We start from the raw sequence: 16,412 nt of genomic DNA, 5'->3' as shown, positions 1-16,412 counted from the left end.
CGCAGCTTTCTCCCGGCCCATGGCTCATCGCCCCGCGCCACCGCGACGGGGTGACGCACGGTGGAACGAGGCATGGAGAACCCGCGAAGAACGCGTGACCTGGATACCGCCACTCTCGCAGCCGAAAGTGATCCTTTGTCCCATTCGTGGCCATGCTCACAATGTCCTGGCTCACACGGTCCCGCTGGCCACGGCGTCGGGTCATCAGGGCCGTCGCGATCGCAGAACGCGCGGTCCGGACCGTCTGCGCCACCACGCCCAGGACCTGTGCGAACCAGGAGCCACGCTCGCCGCCCGACGGGTCCCGGCCGTCAGCCGGAGACGCTCGCCCGGCCGTTCTCGATGTGCCCCATGAGCCGGCGGCGGAAGCCGCCCTCCCCGTCGACCGTGACCTCCAGGTCGTACCAGCCGTGCGCGTCCGCCGCCGAGTGCACCACCGCGCGGCTGCGCCCCGGCTTGACCTTGACCGTCCTGGTCCAGTCGCGCAGGTCCGCCTCGTCGACGTATCCCAGCGGCCGCACGGTGAAGGTGAGCGCCGTCCGCCCGTCGTTGCGCAGGGTGAGATGCAGATCCCGCTCGTGCGCGTCGATCCGCGAGGCCACCTCGGCCCCGGCGGTGGCCCCGCCCTCCGCGGGCCCGGCGAACTCGCGTCGGAAGCCGTTCGGCCCCGTCACCGTGAACCGGTACACCGAGCCGTTGACGGGCACCGCCCACTGCGCTGTGCCCTTCACGTCGCGGTGCTGCGGTACGGGGAACTCGCCCGCGTACGGGTAGAGCACGAAGTGCGCGGAGGAGCGGCCCGTGTTGCCGAGGGTCACCCGCACCTCGCCACCCGCCAGCCCGGCCTGGGCGTCCGGCTGGTACGGCAGCGCACGGGCCGGGCGCACCCCCGGCTCCTGCTCCGGCATGTGCTGGACGAGCGGTGGCCTCGGCGCCCAGCGTCCGCTGAACGGCGGGATGTCGCCCGGCTGCTCCACGTCGGGTCGCCGCCGCGCGCGGTTGAAGTCGAAGGCCGAGGTCAGGTCGCCGGTGACGGTGCGCCGCCAGGCGCCGATGTTCGGCTCCTCCACCCCGGTCCAGCGCTCCAGGAAGCGGATCACGGAGGTGTGGTCGAAGACCTCCGAGCAGACGTAGCCGCCCACGGTCCACGGCGAGACGACGAGCAGCGGCACCCGCATCCCGAGGCCGGTCGGCTTGCCCTCCCACCGCTCCTCCGCCACCTCGGGCGGCGCGACCGGCGGCGGCACATGGTCGAAGAAGCCGTCGTTCTCGTCGTAGTTGATGAGGACGGCGGTGTGGCGCCACACCTCGGGGTGCCTGCCCAGCGCGTCCAGGACCTTGTAGACGATCGTCGCGCTGTGCACCGGCGAGGAGACGCTCGGGTGTTCCGAGTCGACGGCCGAGGGGACCAGGTAGGAGACCTCGGGCAGAGTGCCCGCCGCCACGTCCTCGGCGAATGCGTCGGCCAGCTTTCCGGTCTCCACCCGGCGCAGCCCGCGGTCGAAGAGGCTGCGCTCGTTCCTGTCCAGGGTGGCGACGCCTTCATCGAGCTGGCCCAGCAGCCGCTCCCGCTCGGCCGCGTCCGCCTCCCGGACCGCCGAGTAGAACGACTCCATGTACATGTGGCCGCCGGTCCGCGCCAGCGCCTTGCGGGCGATGGCCTTGAAGGTGGCGAAGAACTCGATCTGGTTGTCGGTGAAGTTCTCCCACTCGGTGTACGTGCGCCAGGTGCGGCCCGCCTTCTCCAGCCGCTCCGCGTACGTGCCCCAGTCGTATCCGGGGTGCGTGCCCTCGTCGTACGCGTCGTTGCCGACGGCCCGCTTGCCGTTCGGCTCGTAGCCCGTCTTCCCGCTCCAGAGGTGGTTGCGGTTGGGGCTGGTCGAGGAGTGGATCGAGGAGTGGTACGCGTCGCAGACCGTGAAGGTGTCGGCCAGTTCGTAGTGCAGCGGGATGTCGCGGCGGTCGTAGTACGCCATGGTGGCGGCCGTCTTGGCGCTCACCCAGCCGTCCATCCAGCCGCCGGCCCACGCCGTGGCGCCACCGCTCCAGGAGTGGTCGAGCGCGCCGATGTACTGGAGGTCCTTCTTCTGGGTCTCGGCGGCGCCCCGCACCGGGAACGGCAGCACGGACGCCCCGAGCGGGGCGGGCTGCTCGAAGACCGGCCTGCCGGAGGGCAGCTCGATGGCGTTGCGGTCGCCGAAGCCGCGCACGCCCCGGAGCGTTCCGAAGTAATGGTCGAAGGAACGGTTCTCCTGCATCAGGATCACCACGTGCTTGATGTCTCCGAGCCCGCCGCGCGACCCGGCCGGGCGCTCCGGCTGCGCGGCCATCGCGGCCTGCAGCGACGGCGGCAGCAGCGACCCCGCCGCCGCGGCGCCGAGCGCACCGCCGCTGAGTGCGAAGAGCCGTCGCCGTGAGATGTCCGTGGTCAAGTGAGCCTCCCGAGTCCCGTCCGTACGGCCGGGAACGTAATCACGCGAGGTGGCCTCGGGAAGGACTCCGCACGGCTCGGTGGTGAACGTCCAACACGTCGGCCGGAAAGTCCAAGCCGGGCCGTGCACGGAGTTCGGCCTCGGGCGGGCCTGGATCGCCTTCGAGCTGATCGCGGGCATCGACGACGACTCGAACCACGAGCCCGGGCGGCCGACCATCCACTCACGACGGTGGGACGGGTCGCTCCTGGGTGCGGCGCCAGAGCACTGCGGACTTCCCTGACGGGTGAGGCGGGCGGGTGAGACGGCTGAATGAGCGGGTCGCACGGTCGAGGCGGGTCACACGGTCGAAGGGACGGTTGAGACGGCTGAAGGGGCGGTGCACCCGGCTCACGAGTGCACCGCCCCTTCGGGAACGTACGGGGACCACCCCGCGCGGGGACGGAAAACGCCCCCGCGGCGGCGGGTCAGCCCTGGACGCCGAGCTTCTCCAGGATCAGCTCGCGCACCCGGGCCGCGTCCGCCTGGCCGCGGGTGGCCTTCATGACCGCGCCGACGAGCGCGCCCGCCGCCGCGATCTTGCCGCCGCGGATCTTGTCCGCGATGGCGCCGTTGGCGGCGATGGCCTCGTCCACGGCCGCGCCCAGCGCGCCCTCGTCGGAGACGACCTTCAGGCCGCGCTTCTCGACGACGGTGTCCGGGTCGCCCTCACCGGCGAGGACGCCGTCGATCACCTGGCGGGCCAGCTTGTCGTTGAGGTCGCCGGAGGCCACGAGCTCGGCCACCCGGGCGACCTGCGCCGGGGTGATCGGCAGCTCGTCGAGGCCGCGGCCGGTCTCGTTGGCGTTGCGGGCCAGCTCGCCCATCCACCACTTGCGGGCCTGGTCCGAGGGGGCGCCCGCCTCGGTCGTGGCGACGATCAGGTCGACCGCGCCCGCGTTGAGGATGGACTGCATGTCGTGCTCGGAGACACCCCACTCCTCCTTGAGCCGGTTGCGGCGCACCCGAGGCAGCTCGGGGAGGCCGCCCCGGAGCTCCTCGACCCACGCGCGGGCGGGGGCGACCGGCACCAGGTCGGGCTCGGGGAAGTAGCGGTAGTCCTCGGCGTTGTCCTTGATGCGGCCGGACGTGGTCGAGCCGTCCTCCTCGTGGAAGTGCCGGGTCTCCTGCACGACGGTGCCGCCCGCGCCCAGCACCGCGGCGTGACGCTGGATCTCGAAGCGGACGGAGCGCTCGACGGAACGCAGCGAGTTCACGTTCTTCGTCTCGGAACGCGTGCCGAACGTCTCGGTGCCCTGCGGGCGCAGCGACAGGTTGACGTCGCAGCGCATCTGGCCCATCTCCATCCGGGCCTCCGAGACGCCGAGCGCCTTGATGAGCTCGCGGAGCTCGGCGACGTACGCCTTGGCGACCTCGGGGGCACGTGCGCCCGCGCCCTCGATCGGCTTGGTGACGATCTCGATGAGCGGGATGCCGGCCCGGTTGTAGTCCAGCAGGGAGTGGGACGCGCCGTGGATACGGCCGGTGGCGCCGCCGACGTGGGTCGACTTGCCGGTGTCCTCCTCCATGTGGGCGCGCTCGATGTGCACCCGGAAGACCTCGCCGTCCTCCAGTTGGACGTCCAGATAGCCGTTGTAGGCGATCGGCTCGTCGTACTGGGAGGTCTGGAAGTTCTTCGGCATGTCCGGATAGAAGTAGTTCTTCCGGGCGAAGCGGCACCACTCGGCGATCTCGCAGTTGAGCGCGAGACCGATCTTGATGGCGGACTCCACGCCGATCTCGTTGACGACCGGCAGCGCGCCGGGCAGTCCGAGGCAGACCGGGCAGGTCTGGGAGTTGGCGTCCTGCTTCAGCTCGGTCGAGCAGCCGCAGAACATCTTGGTCTTGGTGCCGAGCTCGACATGGACTTCCAGGCCCATGACGGGGTCGTAGGACGCGAGGGCGTCCTCGTACGACACCAGGTCGGTGACAGTCACGGTGAAACTTTCCCTCTCAGCCCAGCAGTACGTCGTCGTCGCCGATGCGCTTGAGTTCGCGCAGCAGCAGGGCGATACCGGTGGCGATGGCGGCGGCGGAGACGACGGCGTCGACCAGCCGGAGCGTGTCGTGCTCGGAGCGGGCCTGCTTGGCCTGCCGGATGACACCGAGCGCCCCGAAGGCGGTGGTGCCGATGGACAGGTACGTACCGGTCTTGGACTTCTTGAAGCCCTTGGCCTTGCTCAGTGCGCTCACAGTGACGGAGCCTCCTCCAGCAGCGGGTGCCCCCACTTTTCCACGAAGGCCGCCTCGACGGCGGCACCGACCTTGTACAGACGGTCGTCCTTCATGGCGGGGGCGATGATCTGCAGACCGACGGGCAGGCCGTCCTCCGGCGCCAGGCCGCAGGGGAGCGACATGGCGGCGTTGCCGGCGAGGTTGGTCGGGATGGTGCAGAGATCCGCGAGGTACATCGCCATCGGGTCGTCGGCACGCTCGCCGATCGGGAAGGCGGTGGTGGGCGTCGTCGGGGAGACGATGACGTCGACCTGCTCGAACGCCCGCTCGAAGTCCCGGGTGATCAGGGTGCGGACCTTCTGCGCGGAGCCGTAGTACGCGTCGTAGTAGCCGGAGCTGAGCGCGTACGTGCCGAGGATGACGCGGCGCTTGACCTCGTCACCGAAGCCGGCCTCGCGGGTGAGCGCGGTGACCTCCTCGGCCGACTTCGTGCCGTCGTCGCCGACCCGCAGGCCGTAGCGCATGGCGTCGAAGCGGGCCAGGTTGGAGGAGCACTCGGACGGCGCGATCAGGTAGTACGCCGAGAGGGCGAGGTCGAACGACGGGCAGTCCAGCTCGACGATCGTGGCGCCCAGCGACTTCAGCAGCTCGACCGACTCGTTGAAGCGCTGGACGACCCCGGCCTGGTAGCCCTCACCGGAGAACTGCTTGACGACGCCGACGCGCATGCCCTCGACGCTGCCGTTGCGCGCGGCCTCGACGACCGGCGGGACGGGGGCGTCGATGGACGTCGAGTCCATCGGGTCGTGGCCGCCGATCACCTCGTGCAGCAGCGCCGCGTCCAGGACCGTACGGGCGCAGGGACCGCCCTGGTCGAGGGAGCTGGAGAAGGCCACCATGCCGTAGCGGGAGACGCCGCCGTAGGTGGGCTTGACCCCGACGGTACCGGTGACGGACGCGGGCTGGCGGATCGAGCCGCCGGTGTCCGTGCCGATGGCGAGCGGGGCCTCGTACGCGGCGAGCGCCGCCGAGGAGCCACCGCCGGAGCCGCCCGGGATGCGGGTGAGGTCCCAGGGGTTGCCCGTCGGGCCGTAGGCGCTGTTCTCGGTGGAGGACCCCATGGCGAACTCGTCCATGTTGGTCTTGCCGAGGATGACGACGTCTGCGTCCTTCAGCTTCTTGGTGAGGGTCGCGTCGTACGGCGGGATCCAGCCTTCGAGGATCTTGGAGCCGACGGTGGTCGGGATGCCCTCGGTGGTGAAGATGTCCTTGAGCGCGAGCGGGACGCCGGCCAGCGGGCCCAGCTTCTCGCCCGCCGCCCGCTTCGCGTCGACGGCACGGGCCTGCGCGAGCGCACCCTCGCGGTCGACGTGCAGGAAGGCGTGGACCTTCTCGTCGACCGCTTCGATCCGGGCCAGGTGCGCCTCGGTGACCTCGACGGCGGTGAGTTCGCCGGAGGCGATCTTCTCGGCGATCTCGGCGGCGGTGAGCTTGATGATGGTGCTGTTGTCCGTCATGGCTTTCAGTCCTCCCCCAGGATCTGCGGCACCTTGAAACGCTGCTGCTCCTGGGCCGGGGCGCCAAAGAGCGCCTGCTCGGGGGTGAGCGACGGACGGACCTCGTCCGCGCGCATGACGTTGGTCAGCGGCAGCGGGTGGGAGGTCGGCGGTACGTCTTGGTCGGCGACCTCGGAGACGCGGGCGACCGCGCCGATGATGTCGTCGAGCTGACCGGCGAAGTGAGCGAGCTCTTCGCCCTTCAGCTCCAGACGCGCCAGCCGGGCGAGGTGGGCGACCTCCTCGCGCGTGATGCCAGGCATGCAGCGATCCTCAGGGGTTGGTGTGCGGTTTTGGCCCAATCCTATGGTGTCGGCCGCGACCGGTCCCGCCACCCGGGTGAACGCCCTGGTCGGGCGGCTGATGGGGAAAGGGCACGGCCGACGCGGACGGGGATGCGGCCGGTGGGGCGGGGACGCGGGGACGGGGCCGGTGGCGGGGGATCCGGCCTGCCGCACCGCGCCGCGGCCGGTGTCCCTCGTAGGTGGTGGGGATGCGGGACGTGCGCACCGGGCCGCTTCGCCAGGCACCGCGCCCCGGTGCGTACCGGTGTGTCCGTACCGGTCGCCGCGCACCGCCACGCCGCGCATCCCCGCCCGCGTCGCGGTCCGCGAGGTGCGTCACGGCGCCGTCGCGGGCCGCGCGGCGCGCGGTCAGGTCGTCGCGGGCCGGGAGTCGACCGGCCTTCCCGGAGGCCGCTGCTCCAGCTCCGGGGTCTTGGCAGCGGCGGCGGCAGCGGCCGCCGCTGCCGCCGCCGCGAGCTCGGCCGGCCGCCGCCATCCGTGCTCGCCCCGCGCCCGGAGCCACGCCGTCATCTCCTGCGGCGGCATCGCTGCGGCGACCAGCCAGCCCTGCACGGCATCGCAGCGCAGGTCGCGCAGTCGCTCCCAGGTCCGGTCGTCCTCGACGCCCTCCGCGACCACCAGCAGACCCAACGAATGCGCCAGGTCGATGGTGCAGCGGACGATCTCCGCGTCCTCGTTGTCGACGGCCAGCCGGGCCACGAACGACCGGTCGATCTTCAGCTCGCTGACCGGCAGCCGCCGCAGATGGACCAGCGAGGAGTAGCCCGTGCCGAAGTCGTCGAGGGACATCTTCACACCGTGCCCCGTGAGTCCGGCCATGGTGTCGGCGGCGCGCTGCGGGTCCTCCAGCAGCACGTGCTCCGTGATCTCCAGCTGGAGCGCACCGGCCGGGACACCGTGCCGGGCGAGCCGGGCCGCGACACTGCCCGCGAATCCGGGGGTGTGGACGTCGCGCGGCGAGACGTTGACCGCGACCGGGACGAACAGTCCCTGCGCCCGCCACCGGGCCACCTGCGCCAGCGCCGTCTCCAGGACGTACTCCGTGAGGTGCGGCATGAGGCCGGACGACTCCGCGATGGCGATGAACTCGTCCGGCGGAACCCGCCCGCGCTCCGGGTGCACCCAGCGCACCAGCGCCTCCAGACCGGCCACCTGGCCGTCGAACCGGACCTTCGGCTGGTAGTGGAGCTCCACCTCACCGGCGTCCAGCGCCCGCCGCAGGTCACCGAGGAGCCCGAGCCGGTCCGGGGTGTTGCTGTCCCGCTTCGACTCGTACACCTCGACGCCCGTGCGGTCGCGCTTGGCCTGGTACATCGCCACGTCCGCCCGCCGGAGCAGCCCTTCGGCGTCCGGTGCGTGGTCCGGATGGACGGCGACCCCGGCGCTGGCCTCCAGCACCAGGGTCAGACCGTCCAGGTCCAGCGGGGAGGAGAGCGCCGCGACCAGGTGGCGGGCGACGCGCTGGGCGCTCGTGGTGGAGTCCGTGGTCGGCAGGAGCACGGCGAACTCGTCGCCCCCGAGCCGCGCGGCCTCCGCCCCGCGCGGGAGCGCGAGCGTGAGCCGTTCGGCTATCTGGAGCAGCAGGCGGTCCCCCGCCAGATGGCCGAGGGTGTCATTGACCGCGCGGAAGCGGTCGAGGTCGATCAGGACGAGAGCGGACCGGGCCCCGACGGCCTCGGCGTCCTCCAGGGCCGTCCAGATGCGTTCGAGCAGCCACTGCCGGTTGGGCAGACCGGTCAGCGGGTCGCGCAGTTGCTCCTCGGCCCGGGCGTGGGCGATCCAGAGGGTGGAGTCCAGGGCGATGAGCGGGACCGCGAACAGGGGCAGGAGGACGGGCATGGTCATCGCGACGACGCAGATCAGCGGCGCGATACCGAGCAGCGCCACCACGACCAGACCCTGCCGGAGCAGGGCGGTGCGGTCGACGTCCGGCAGCCCACCGCCCTGCGGGGCACCCACGTACCACAGCAGGAACCGGGTGACCAGCAGATAGGCGGAGGCTGCCAGCAGCACCTCGGGGACGGCGGCGATGCCCCAGTCGAGTGGCTGCCAGGGCGTTTCGACGGTCTGGGCGCCACCGAACGCGGCCAGGACCAGGCCCGCCGCACCCACTCCGAGAATGTCCGCGGCTCCGTGCAGCAGCCCCTGCCAGCGGCGCTGTCTGCGGGCCACTCCGACGAGCACGACGACGACCAGGCTCACCAGCCCGGCGGGAACCCAGCCGTAGAGCAGCAGCACGGCGAGCGTGAGGGCAGCCCCCGAACCGGAGCTGCCCGGCCACCGGTCGCGTCCGAGCGCCACCAGATGGCCGACGACGACACCGACGAGCACGGCGAGGGACCAGCCGACCTCGCCGCCGGGAAAGAGTGCGCGCCCTTCGCTCAGAGCCCGGTAGAAACCGGTCGCGATCAGCACGAAGGCGATCGCCACGACAACGGCGCCCGCTTTGGGCGTGAGGCCGACGAAACCCTGCAGCCGCGACACCGGCGCGGTGCTCTCGGTCGGTTTCATTCCGTCCCTCTCACAGCCGGCGGTGCCCATGTCACCCGATGGTTCAGCTCCATGCCTCGCATGCCCCGGATTCCCCTCCGTGGCCGGGCACGGCAGACGCACATCTCAACAGTAGGCCGCGACAGGCCGATAAGGGCAGCGCTCTACCGCTCTTGCCCGAATGCGAACCGACACTTCGTCAGCAGCTGATAGGCGCCGTTCGAGTGAACCGGCCCGCCGGTTTCTCATTCCGTCGCTTCCCCGACGGGCGCGGCCGCCTCGCGCGCGGCGTCCGGACCCTGTTCGAGCAGTACGGCGAAACCGTCCTCGTCCAGCACCGGCACCTTCAGCTGCACCGCCTTGTCGTACTTCGAACCGGGGTTGTCACCGACGACCACGAAGGAGGTCTTCTTCGACACGGAGCCCGTCACCTTCGCCCCACGGCTCTGCAGCGCCTCCTTCGCGCCGTCCCTGGTGTGCGCGGAGAGGGTGCCGGTGACGACGACGGTGAGCCCTTCGAGCGGGCGCGGCCCCGTCTCCTCCCCCGCCGCCTCGTCCTCCATCCGGACCCCGGACTCCCGCCACTTGCGCAGGATCTCGCGGTGCCAGTCCTCGGCGAGCCACTGCTTCACCGAGGCGGCGATGATCCCCCCGACCCCGTCGGCCTCGACCAGCTCCTGCTCGGTCGCGGCGTCGATCCGGTCGATGGAGCGGAACTGGCGGGCCAGCTCCGCCGCCGCGACCGGGCCCACATGGCGGATGGAGAGCCCGGTGAGGATCCGGTCGAGCGGGGCGTTCTTGGCCGCGGCGATGGCGTCGAGCATGGCGAGGGTGTTCTTCTTCGGTTCGCCCTGCTGGTTGGCGAAGACCCAGGCGGTCTTCTCCTCGCCGGTCTTCGGATCGCGTTTGGGCAGTCCACTGTCCTGGTCGAGGACGTAGGCACGGATCGGCAGGAGCTGTTCGACCGTCAGCCCGAAGAGGTCGCCCTCGTCCCGCAGCGGCGGCTCGGCGGGTTCCAGGGGCTGCGTCAGCGCCGCTGCCGCGACATAGCCGAAGTGGTCGATGTCGAGGCTCTTGCGGCCCGCGAGGTAGTAGATCCGTTCCCGCAACTGGGCGGGGCAGGACCGCGCGTTGGGGCAGCGGAGATCGACGTCCGCCTCCTTCATCGGCTTCAGCTCCGTACCGCACTCCGGGCAGTGCGTCGGCATCACGAACTCCCGCTCGGCGCCGTCGCGCAGATCGACGACCGGGCCGAGGATCTCCGGGATCACGTCGCCCGCCTTGCGGAGCACGACCGTGTCCCCGATGAGGACGCCCTTCGCCTTCACCACGTTCTGGTTGTGCAGGGTGGCGAACTCGACCTCGGAGCCCGCCACCTCGACCGGCTCGACCTGCGCGTACGGCGTGACCCGGCCGGTGCGGCCGACACCGACCCGGATGTTCACCAGCTTGGTGTTGACCTCCTCCGGCGGGTACTTCCAGGCGATCGCCCAACGCGGGGCGCGCGAGGTGGTGCCCAGCCGGCCCTGGAGCGGGATCTCGTCGAGCTTGACGACGACGCCGTCGATCTCGTGCTCCACGGAGTGCCGGTTCTCGCCGTAGTACGCGATGAACTCCCGCACCCCGTCGAGCGAGTCCACCACCTTGTTGTGCCGGGCGGTGGGCAGTCCCCAGGCGCGCAGCAGCTCGTAGGCGTGCGAGAGGCAGTCGATGTCGAAGCCGTCGCGGGCGCCGATGCCGTGCACCACCATGTGCAGCGGGCGGGTGGAGGTGACCTTCGGATCCTTCTGGCGCAGTGAACCGGCCGCCGCGTTGCGCGGATTGGCGAACGGCTTGTCACCGGCCGCCACCAGCCGGGCGTTGAGTTCCTCGAAGGCGTGCATCGGGAAGAAGACCTCGCCGCGGATCTCGACCACCGCCGGGATCCGGTCGCCCTTCAGCCGGTGCGGGATCTCGGCGATCGTGCGGATGTTGGGGGTGATGTCCTCGCCGGTACGGCCGTCGCCCCGGGTCGCGGCACGGGTCAGCCGCCCGTGCTCGTACGTGAGGTTGACCGCCAGGCCGTCGACCTTCAGCTCGCACAGGAAGTGGTGGCTCGCGGTGCCGACCTCCTTGTCGATCCGCTCGCCCCAGGCCGCCAGCTCCTCCTCGTCGAAGGCATTGTCCAGCGAGAGCATCCGTTCCCGGTGCTCGACGGAGGTGAACTCCGTCTGGTAGGGGCCCGCCACCTTCTGCGTCGGCGAATCCGGCGTGCGCAGCTGCGGGTGCGTCTCCTCCAGGCCCTCCAGTTCACGCATCAGCCGGTCGAACTCGGCGTCGCTCACGATCGGCTGGTCGTTCACGTAGTAACGGAAGCGGTGCTCCTCGATCTGCTCGGCCAGAAGCGCGTGCCGCTCCCGCGCCTGTGCGGGCACCGTCGTCCGCTGTTCGCCGGCCATGGTCTCGTCCTCCCGTTGCCCCAACACCCCGTCACTCAGGGTTGTCTGCGAGTGATCTCGCGGCCCGGGCGCAGTGGGCGAGCGCGGCGCGCGCGTACGCGGGCGAGGCGCCCGCCAGCCCGCACGCCGGGGTGATCACCACGGAGCGCGTCAACGTCCCCGGAGCGAGCCCCAGCCTGCGCCACAGCGTCCTGACACCCATGACGCTACCGCCCGGATCCGGCAATACGCCCGAAGCGGGGTCGGTGCCGGGCACCACGCCGAGGAAGAGCTGTGTCCCGCCCTCGACCGCCTCCCCGATCACTTCCTCCTCACGCTCGGTGAGCAAGGAGAAGTCGAACGAGATGCCGTCGGCCCCTGCCCTGCGCAGCAGCGCGAACGGCACGTCGGGGGCGCAGCTGTGCACGACGGTCGCCCCGTCGTCCCCGGCCGCCGCCAGGACGTCACGCAGGGTGCCTTCCACCACCTGCCGGTCCACGGCCCGGTGGGTGCGGTAGCCGCTCGCCGTCCTAATCGACCCGCGCAGTACGCCGGTCAGCGACGGTTCGTCGAGTTGGAGGATCACCTCGGCGCCGGGAATCCTGCGCCGCACCTGAGCGAGGTGGTCGCGAAGCCCCTCCGCCAGGGAGGCCGCCAGGTCGCGGCAGGCGCCGGGGTCGCCGAGCACCGCCTCGCCGCCCCGCCGCTCCAGTGCGGCGGCCAGCGTCCACGGGCCGACGGCCTGGACCTTGAGCGGTCCCTCGTACCCCTGGGTGAACTCCTCCAGGGCGTCGAGGTCCTCGCCGAGCCAGGAGCGGGCCCGCCGGGTGTCCCGGCCCGGCCGGTCGCCGATCCGCCAGCCACTGGGCTCCACATGGGCGTACAGGTCGACGAGCAGCCCGGTGGTCCGCCCGATCATGTCCGCGCCGGGCCCGCGTGCGGGCAGTTCCGCCAGATGGGGCAGCCCCGAGCCGTCCCCGAAGGACCCGGTGACGGTCTTCGCCGCCTCCCGTGCGTCTCCCCCGGGCATGGAACCGATCCCGGTGGCCGGGCAACCCTCGAACTTGTTCTTCTCGCTCACGTGGGAAGCCTAAGGGCCGTCCGGGTGATGGGGTCGTCCGGTGGGACGGCCGCCCGGTCCGGGCGGGCGCCCGGGCGGCGCCGGGCGGTCAGCGGCCGGGCCGGACCGTGAGGTCGTTGACCTCGGCGTCGCGCGGCAGGTCGAGGGCCATCAGGATCGTGGTGGCCACCGATTCCGGGTCGATCCAACGGGAGGGGTCGTACTCCTTGCCCTCCTGCTGATGGACCTTGGCCTGCATGGGGGTGGTGGTGCGCCCCGGGTAGACGGAGGTGACCCGGACGCCGTTCGCGTGCTCCTCGTGGCGCAGCGAGTCGGCGAGCGCCTTCAGGCCGTGCTTGCTGGCGGCGTAGGCGCCCCACTCGGCGTGCGCGGCGAGTCCGGCGCCCGAGTTCACGAACAGGACGTGGCCCCGGACGACCCGCAGCTGCGGCAGGAAGAGCCGGGTCAGCTCGGCGGGCGCGACCAGGTTGGCGTTGAGCTGGAAGTGCCACGCCTTGGGCGTGAGGTCGGCGATCGCGCCGAGTTCGACGACGCCCGCGATGTGCAGCAGCGAGTCGACGCGCTCCGGCATCGTCTGGTGGGAGAACGCCCAGGAGAGCCGGTCCGGGTTGCCGAGGTCGGCGACGAGCGTACGGGCACCGGGGTGCAGCTCGGCGAGCTCCTTGGCGCGGGCCGCGTCGCGGGCCAGCAGCACGGCCTCGTCACCGCGCTCCAGGAGACGACGGGCGACGGCGGCGCCGATGCCTGACCCGGCGCCGGTGATGACATGAGTGGGCATGACGACCATGATCTCATCACGTCGCCGGGCGGCCCGGCGGCGCCCAGTCGCCGAACGCCCCACGTCACCTCGCGGCCCCGTCGGCTAGTACCCCGCCGGGTCGGCCCGTCACCACGGGCGGAGGGACGGTCACCGCCGGGCGACCGCCTCCTCCAGGTGGGCCAGGGCGCTCGCGCCGTCCTTGGCGAAGTACACCAGGTCGGTGAGCGGGAGGGGCAGGAAGCCCTCGTCCTCCATCCGCTGGAACTGCTGGCGCAGCCCGTCGTAGAAGCCTGCGGTGTTCAGCAGGACGATCGGCTTGTCGTGCTTGCCGTGCTTCTTCAGCTCCAGGATCTCGGTCGCCTCGTCGAGCGTCCCGGTGCCGCCCACCATGATCACGACGGCGTCCGCCTTCTCCAGGAGCAGCGCCTTGCGCTCGGCGAGGTCGCGGGCGATCACCATCGCGTCTGCGTCGGTACGGGCCTTGTCGGCGAGGAAGTCGACCGACACTCCGACCAGCCGTCCGCCCGACTCCTGCACGCCGTCGGCGACGACCTTCATCAGCCCGCTCTCCGACCCGCCCCAGACGAGGGTGTGCCCGCCCTTGCCGATCAGTTCGGCGAATTCACGGGCGGGGCGGGTGTAGCGGTCGGCGAGGTCGGCGGCGGAGAGGAAGACGCAGATGTTCATGCCTGACACCGTAGAGGCCGCCGGGGGCGGTCCCGTCCGCCGGGCCCGGTTTCGGCCGCGCCACGAGGACCGCGCGCTGTCGGCCGCGGTCGGCGGTGAGCGGTGAGCGGTGAGCGGTGAGCGGTCGGAGACGCGCGAGGGATGTGCCGGGAGGACGGGAAGAAACCGGCCGACGACTCGGCTGAACAAGGCATGACCTCCACACAGGGACACGCGAACACCGAGGAACACCCGGGCACGCCGGGACACCCGGGGGCACAGGGACACCCGGGGACGCGGTCGCATCCGGGACACCGCATCACCGTCGAGCCCGGCACCGAGCATGTGCGGGTGGTCCACGGCGGGCAGGTCCTCGCCGAGAGCCGCCGCCCGCTCGTCCTGCGAGAGACGGGCTGCCCGGTCCGCTACTACCTGCCGCCCGAGGACGTCCGCACGGAACTCCTGACCGCTTCGGACACCCGGACGCACTGTCCGTTCAAGGGCGATGCCTCCTACTGGTCGCTTCCGGACGCGGCCGATCTCGTCTGGGCCTATCCGGATCCGAAACCGGACGTCGCCCCGATCAAGGATCACTTCTGCTTCTACGACACCGAGACCGTCCCCGATTGAACGGCCGCGGAGGAGGGGCGTCATGGGCGGCCGTGCGCTCACGCGCCTGCGCGCCGGACCGCCAGATCGCCAGATCGCCAGATCGCCAGATCGCCAAACAGTCTCCGACTGACCGTCAACAACGTTCCCGAGAAGCGGAATTGAGAAATCTCAAAGAATCTTCGACGGGAGCGATGAGTTTTCGCGGGGGCGCTGGTCTGCCCTTCCATGGACAAGACCCTCTCCTGCGACGGCACTCCGATCGCGTATCGGCGCCGGGGTGATGGACCGCCGGTGATCCTGGTCGGCGGGGCACTGAGCACGGCGGAGACCGAGGCGCCCCTGGCACATCTCCTCGCGCCGCGCTTCGGCGTGGTCACGTACGACAGGCGCGGGCGCGGCTCCAGCGGCGACCACGGACCGTACGCGGTGGAACGCGAGATCGAGGACCTGGCCGCACTCGTCACGGCGGTGGGCGGCCGGGCCTCGGTGTTCGGTGTGGGGGCGGGCGGGGCACTGGCCGCGGAGGCCGCCGCCGCCGGAGTGCCCATCGATCTGCTCGCGGCGTACGAGCCCACGTACACGCCCGGAGCCGCCGGGGCGCGGTTCAAGGCGTCCTGCACCGCCCGCCTGCACCGCCTGCTGTCCACCGAGGACCGCGCCGGGGCCGTGGAGCTGTTCCTGTCCGTGACGGGCGTGCCGGCCGACACCATCGCCCGCACGCGGCGCGCACCGCTGTGGCCCGGCCTGGTGGCGCTGGCCCACACCCTGGCGTACGACGACGCACTGCTGGGCGACGGATCGATCCCGGCGGAGCGGTTCGCCTCCGTCACCGCCCGGACCCTGGTGGTGTGCGGCGGTTCCAGCTCCGCCCGGGCCCGGCAGTCGACCCACGCCCTCGCAAAGGCCGTTCCGCGCGCCCGTCACCGCACCCTGACGGGCCAGACCCGCGACCTGGCGCCCCAGGCGGTGGCCCCGGTGCTGACGGAATTCTTCGCCGCGGACGCGTCCCCGCTGCGCCGGGCGTCCTGATCCCCGGGCCCCGCACGTCCGCGCCCGCACGGGGGTGGGGCGTGGCCGTGCGGGTGACCGGCCCGGCTGGCCGGACACGTCAGCCGACCGCGCCTCGCCACAGCTCCGGCTCCACATCGGCGAACGCCTGCTCCCGGACATCCGCGTCCGGCAGCACAAGACGCACCTGACGTCGGAACACCGCCCCGTGCCCAGCTGTTCGCAGGTGGCACAGTTCATGGACGAGGACCAGGTCCACCAGCGCGGTCGGCAGTTGCAGCACCGCCCAGTGCACCTTGACGGAACCATCCACGCCGAGAGCGCCCCAGCGAGTGCCGAGATCGCAGGCCTCGATCAGAGGCACCGGCGTCCCCATCCGGGAGACGTAGAGCGGGAGCCTCGCGGTCAACCAACGGCTGCCACACGCCTGGTACCACTCGGCGATTCGGCGCGCCCCTTGATCCGCCGATTCCGGTCGCGGCAGTTCCAGCCAGCCCCGGTGAAGTCGTACGCGCCGCGCCTGCTGCGCCGGCACGACCTTCAGTCGGTGGCGGCGGCCCAGGTAGGAGAAACTGGTACCACCGATGAGTTCCTTGACCGGTTCCGCCGGTCTGTGCTGCCTGCGCCGTACTTCGAGCGCGAGCCGCGGCAGCCTCGACCTGACGGCGTCCGCGACGGCCACCGGATCGGCGTCCGTCGGCACGGCGAACAGCACCCCGCCATCGTCGGCGACCTCGATGCCCAGGGTGCGACGCCGGGGCCGCACGACGACCTGCCACGTCCACTCCCCCGGCACGGGGAGCGCCGCGATCGCTTGGTGGACGGGAGTGCTCACGGAGCCATTCCTACCACCCGGCGGCACGGATTCCCG

Annotated in this window: 14 protein-coding genes; 3 read left to right on the top strand and 11 right to left on the bottom strand. The window is 71.6% G+C overall.

All coding sequences use genetic code 11. The features are described 5' to 3' along the window. Positions 1-311: 311 nt before the first annotated feature. Complete coding sequence (locus ACIHCL_RS08520) at positions 312-2,432, bottom strand: phosphocholine-specific phospholipase C (protein WP_399858523.1); 2,121 nt, start codon at positions 2,430-2,432, stop codon at positions 312-314. 82 nt (positions 2,433-2,514) lie between these two features. Between ACIHCL_RS08520 and ACIHCL_RS08515 the strand changes: the two genes are divergently transcribed. Then, a complete protein-coding gene (locus tag ACIHCL_RS08515) occupies positions 2,515-2,715 on the top strand; it encodes a hypothetical protein (RefSeq protein WP_399858521.1) in 201 nt (66 codons plus the stop codon). Between the two features lie 184 nt (positions 2,716-2,899). Here the strand turns inward: ACIHCL_RS08515 and gatB are convergent, their stop codons facing one another. The 9 genes from gatB to ACIHCL_RS08470 form a co-directional block, all read right to left on the bottom strand. Further along, positions 2,900-4,408, bottom strand: coding sequence for an Asp-tRNA(Asn)/Glu-tRNA(Gln) amidotransferase subunit GatB (gene gatB / locus ACIHCL_RS08510; RefSeq protein ID WP_399858518.1), 1,509 nt, complete (start codon positions 4,406-4,408; stop codon positions 2,900-2,902). 16 nt (positions 4,409-4,424) lie between these two features. After that, positions 4,425-4,664, bottom strand: a complete 240-nt coding sequence (locus ACIHCL_RS08505; protein WP_399858515.1) for a hypothetical protein — start codon at positions 4,662-4,664, stop codon at positions 4,425-4,427. Further along, on the bottom strand, positions 4,661-6,163 hold the full coding sequence (gatA, locus tag ACIHCL_RS08500) for an Asp-tRNA(Asn)/Glu-tRNA(Gln) amidotransferase subunit GatA (protein WP_399858513.1): 1,503 nt from the start codon (positions 6,161-6,163) through the stop codon (positions 4,661-4,663). Before gatA ends, ACIHCL_RS08505 begins: the two co-directional genes overlap by 4 nt. Before the next feature lie 5 nt (positions 6,164-6,168). Next, a complete protein-coding gene (gene gatC / locus ACIHCL_RS08495) occupies positions 6,169-6,465 on the bottom strand; it encodes an Asp-tRNA(Asn)/Glu-tRNA(Gln) amidotransferase subunit GatC (RefSeq protein WP_399858511.1) in 297 nt (98 codons plus the stop codon). A 390-nt stretch (positions 6,466-6,855) separates the two neighbouring features. Beyond that, on the bottom strand, positions 6,856-9,018 hold the full coding sequence (locus ACIHCL_RS08490) for a putative bifunctional diguanylate cyclase/phosphodiesterase (protein ID WP_399858509.1): 2,163 nt from the start codon (positions 9,016-9,018) through the stop codon (positions 6,856-6,858). Positions 9,019-9,242: 224 nt separating this feature from the next. Then, positions 9,243-11,435, bottom strand: a complete 2,193-nt coding sequence (gene ligA / locus ACIHCL_RS08485) for an NAD-dependent DNA ligase LigA (protein WP_399858507.1) — start codon at positions 11,433-11,435, stop codon at positions 9,243-9,245. Positions 11,436-11,466: 31 nt separating this feature from the next. Next, on the bottom strand, positions 11,467-12,495 hold the full coding sequence (locus ACIHCL_RS08480) for a methionine synthase (RefSeq protein ID WP_399858505.1): 1,029 nt from the start codon (positions 12,493-12,495) through the stop codon (positions 11,467-11,469). A gap of 88 nt (positions 12,496-12,583) precedes the next feature. Continuing rightward, positions 12,584-13,273, bottom strand: coding sequence for an SDR family oxidoreductase (locus ACIHCL_RS08475; RefSeq protein WP_399858502.1), 690 nt, complete (start codon positions 13,271-13,273; stop codon positions 12,584-12,586). Between the two features lie 129 nt (positions 13,274-13,402). Further along, the gene (locus ACIHCL_RS08470; RefSeq protein ID WP_399858499.1) at positions 13,403-13,942 is read right to left on the bottom strand and encodes a TIGR00730 family Rossman fold protein; all 540 of its coding nucleotides are present in this window, start codon (positions 13,940-13,942) and stop codon (positions 13,403-13,405) included. A 192-nt stretch (positions 13,943-14,134) separates the two neighbouring features. Here ACIHCL_RS08470 and ACIHCL_RS08465 point away from each other — a divergent pair, with 192 nt between their 5' ends. Both ACIHCL_RS08465 and ACIHCL_RS08460 read left to right on the top strand, forming a co-directional pair. Beyond that, entirely contained in the window at positions 14,135-14,551 is a 417-nt protein-coding gene (locus ACIHCL_RS08465) for a DUF427 domain-containing protein (RefSeq protein WP_399858497.1), read from the top strand. Positions 14,552-14,758: 207 nt separating this feature from the next. Further along, positions 14,759-15,562: an alpha/beta fold hydrolase gene (locus ACIHCL_RS08460; RefSeq protein WP_399858495.1), complete on the top strand. Its 804-nt coding sequence runs from the start codon at positions 14,759-14,761 to the stop codon at positions 15,560-15,562. A gap of 79 nt (positions 15,563-15,641) precedes the next feature. Here ACIHCL_RS08460 and ACIHCL_RS08455 read toward each other — a convergent pair whose 3' ends face one another. Beyond that, entirely contained in the window at positions 15,642-16,376 is a 735-nt protein-coding gene (locus tag ACIHCL_RS08455) for a M48 family metallopeptidase (RefSeq protein WP_399858493.1), read from the bottom strand. Positions 16,377-16,412 lie beyond the last annotated feature (36 nt).

The sequence above is a fragment of the Streptomyces sp. NPDC052042 genome, from assembly GCF_044548345.1.
GTDB lineage: Bacteria > Actinomycetota > Actinomycetes > Streptomycetales > Streptomycetaceae > Streptomyces.
The sequence above is the reverse complement of the archived record's forward strand: the minus strand, read 5'-3'. Positions and strand labels throughout refer to the sequence as shown.

Bases quoted from the DNA above. Each gene is read 5' to 3' on its own strand.
- ACIHCL_RS08470 (WP_399858499.1), bottom strand. From the start codon at position 13,942: ATGAACATCTGCGTCTTCCTCTCCGCCGCCGACCTCGCCGACCGCTAC.
- ACIHCL_RS08465 (WP_399858497.1), top strand. From the start codon at position 14,135: ATGACCTCCACACAGGGACACGCGAACACCGAGGAACACCCGGGCACG.
- ligA (WP_399858507.1), bottom strand. From the start codon at position 11,435: ATGGCCGGCGAACAGCGGACGACGGTGCCCGCACAGGCGCGGGAGCGG.
- gatA (WP_399858513.1), bottom strand. From the start codon at position 6,163: ATGACGGACAACAGCACCATCATCAAGCTCACCGCCGCCGAGATCGCC.
- ACIHCL_RS08475 (WP_399858502.1), bottom strand. From the start codon at position 13,273: ATGCCCACTCATGTCATCACCGGCGCCGGGTCAGGCATCGGCGCCGCC.
- ACIHCL_RS08460 (WP_399858495.1), top strand. From the start codon at position 14,759: ATGGACAAGACCCTCTCCTGCGACGGCACTCCGATCGCGTATCGGCGC.
- gatC (WP_399858511.1), bottom strand. From the start codon at position 6,465: ATGCCTGGCATCACGCGCGAGGAGGTCGCCCACCTCGCCCGGCTGGCG.
- ACIHCL_RS08490 (WP_399858509.1), bottom strand. From the start codon at position 9,018: ATGAAACCGACCGAGAGCACCGCGCCGGTGTCGCGGCTGCAGGGTTTC.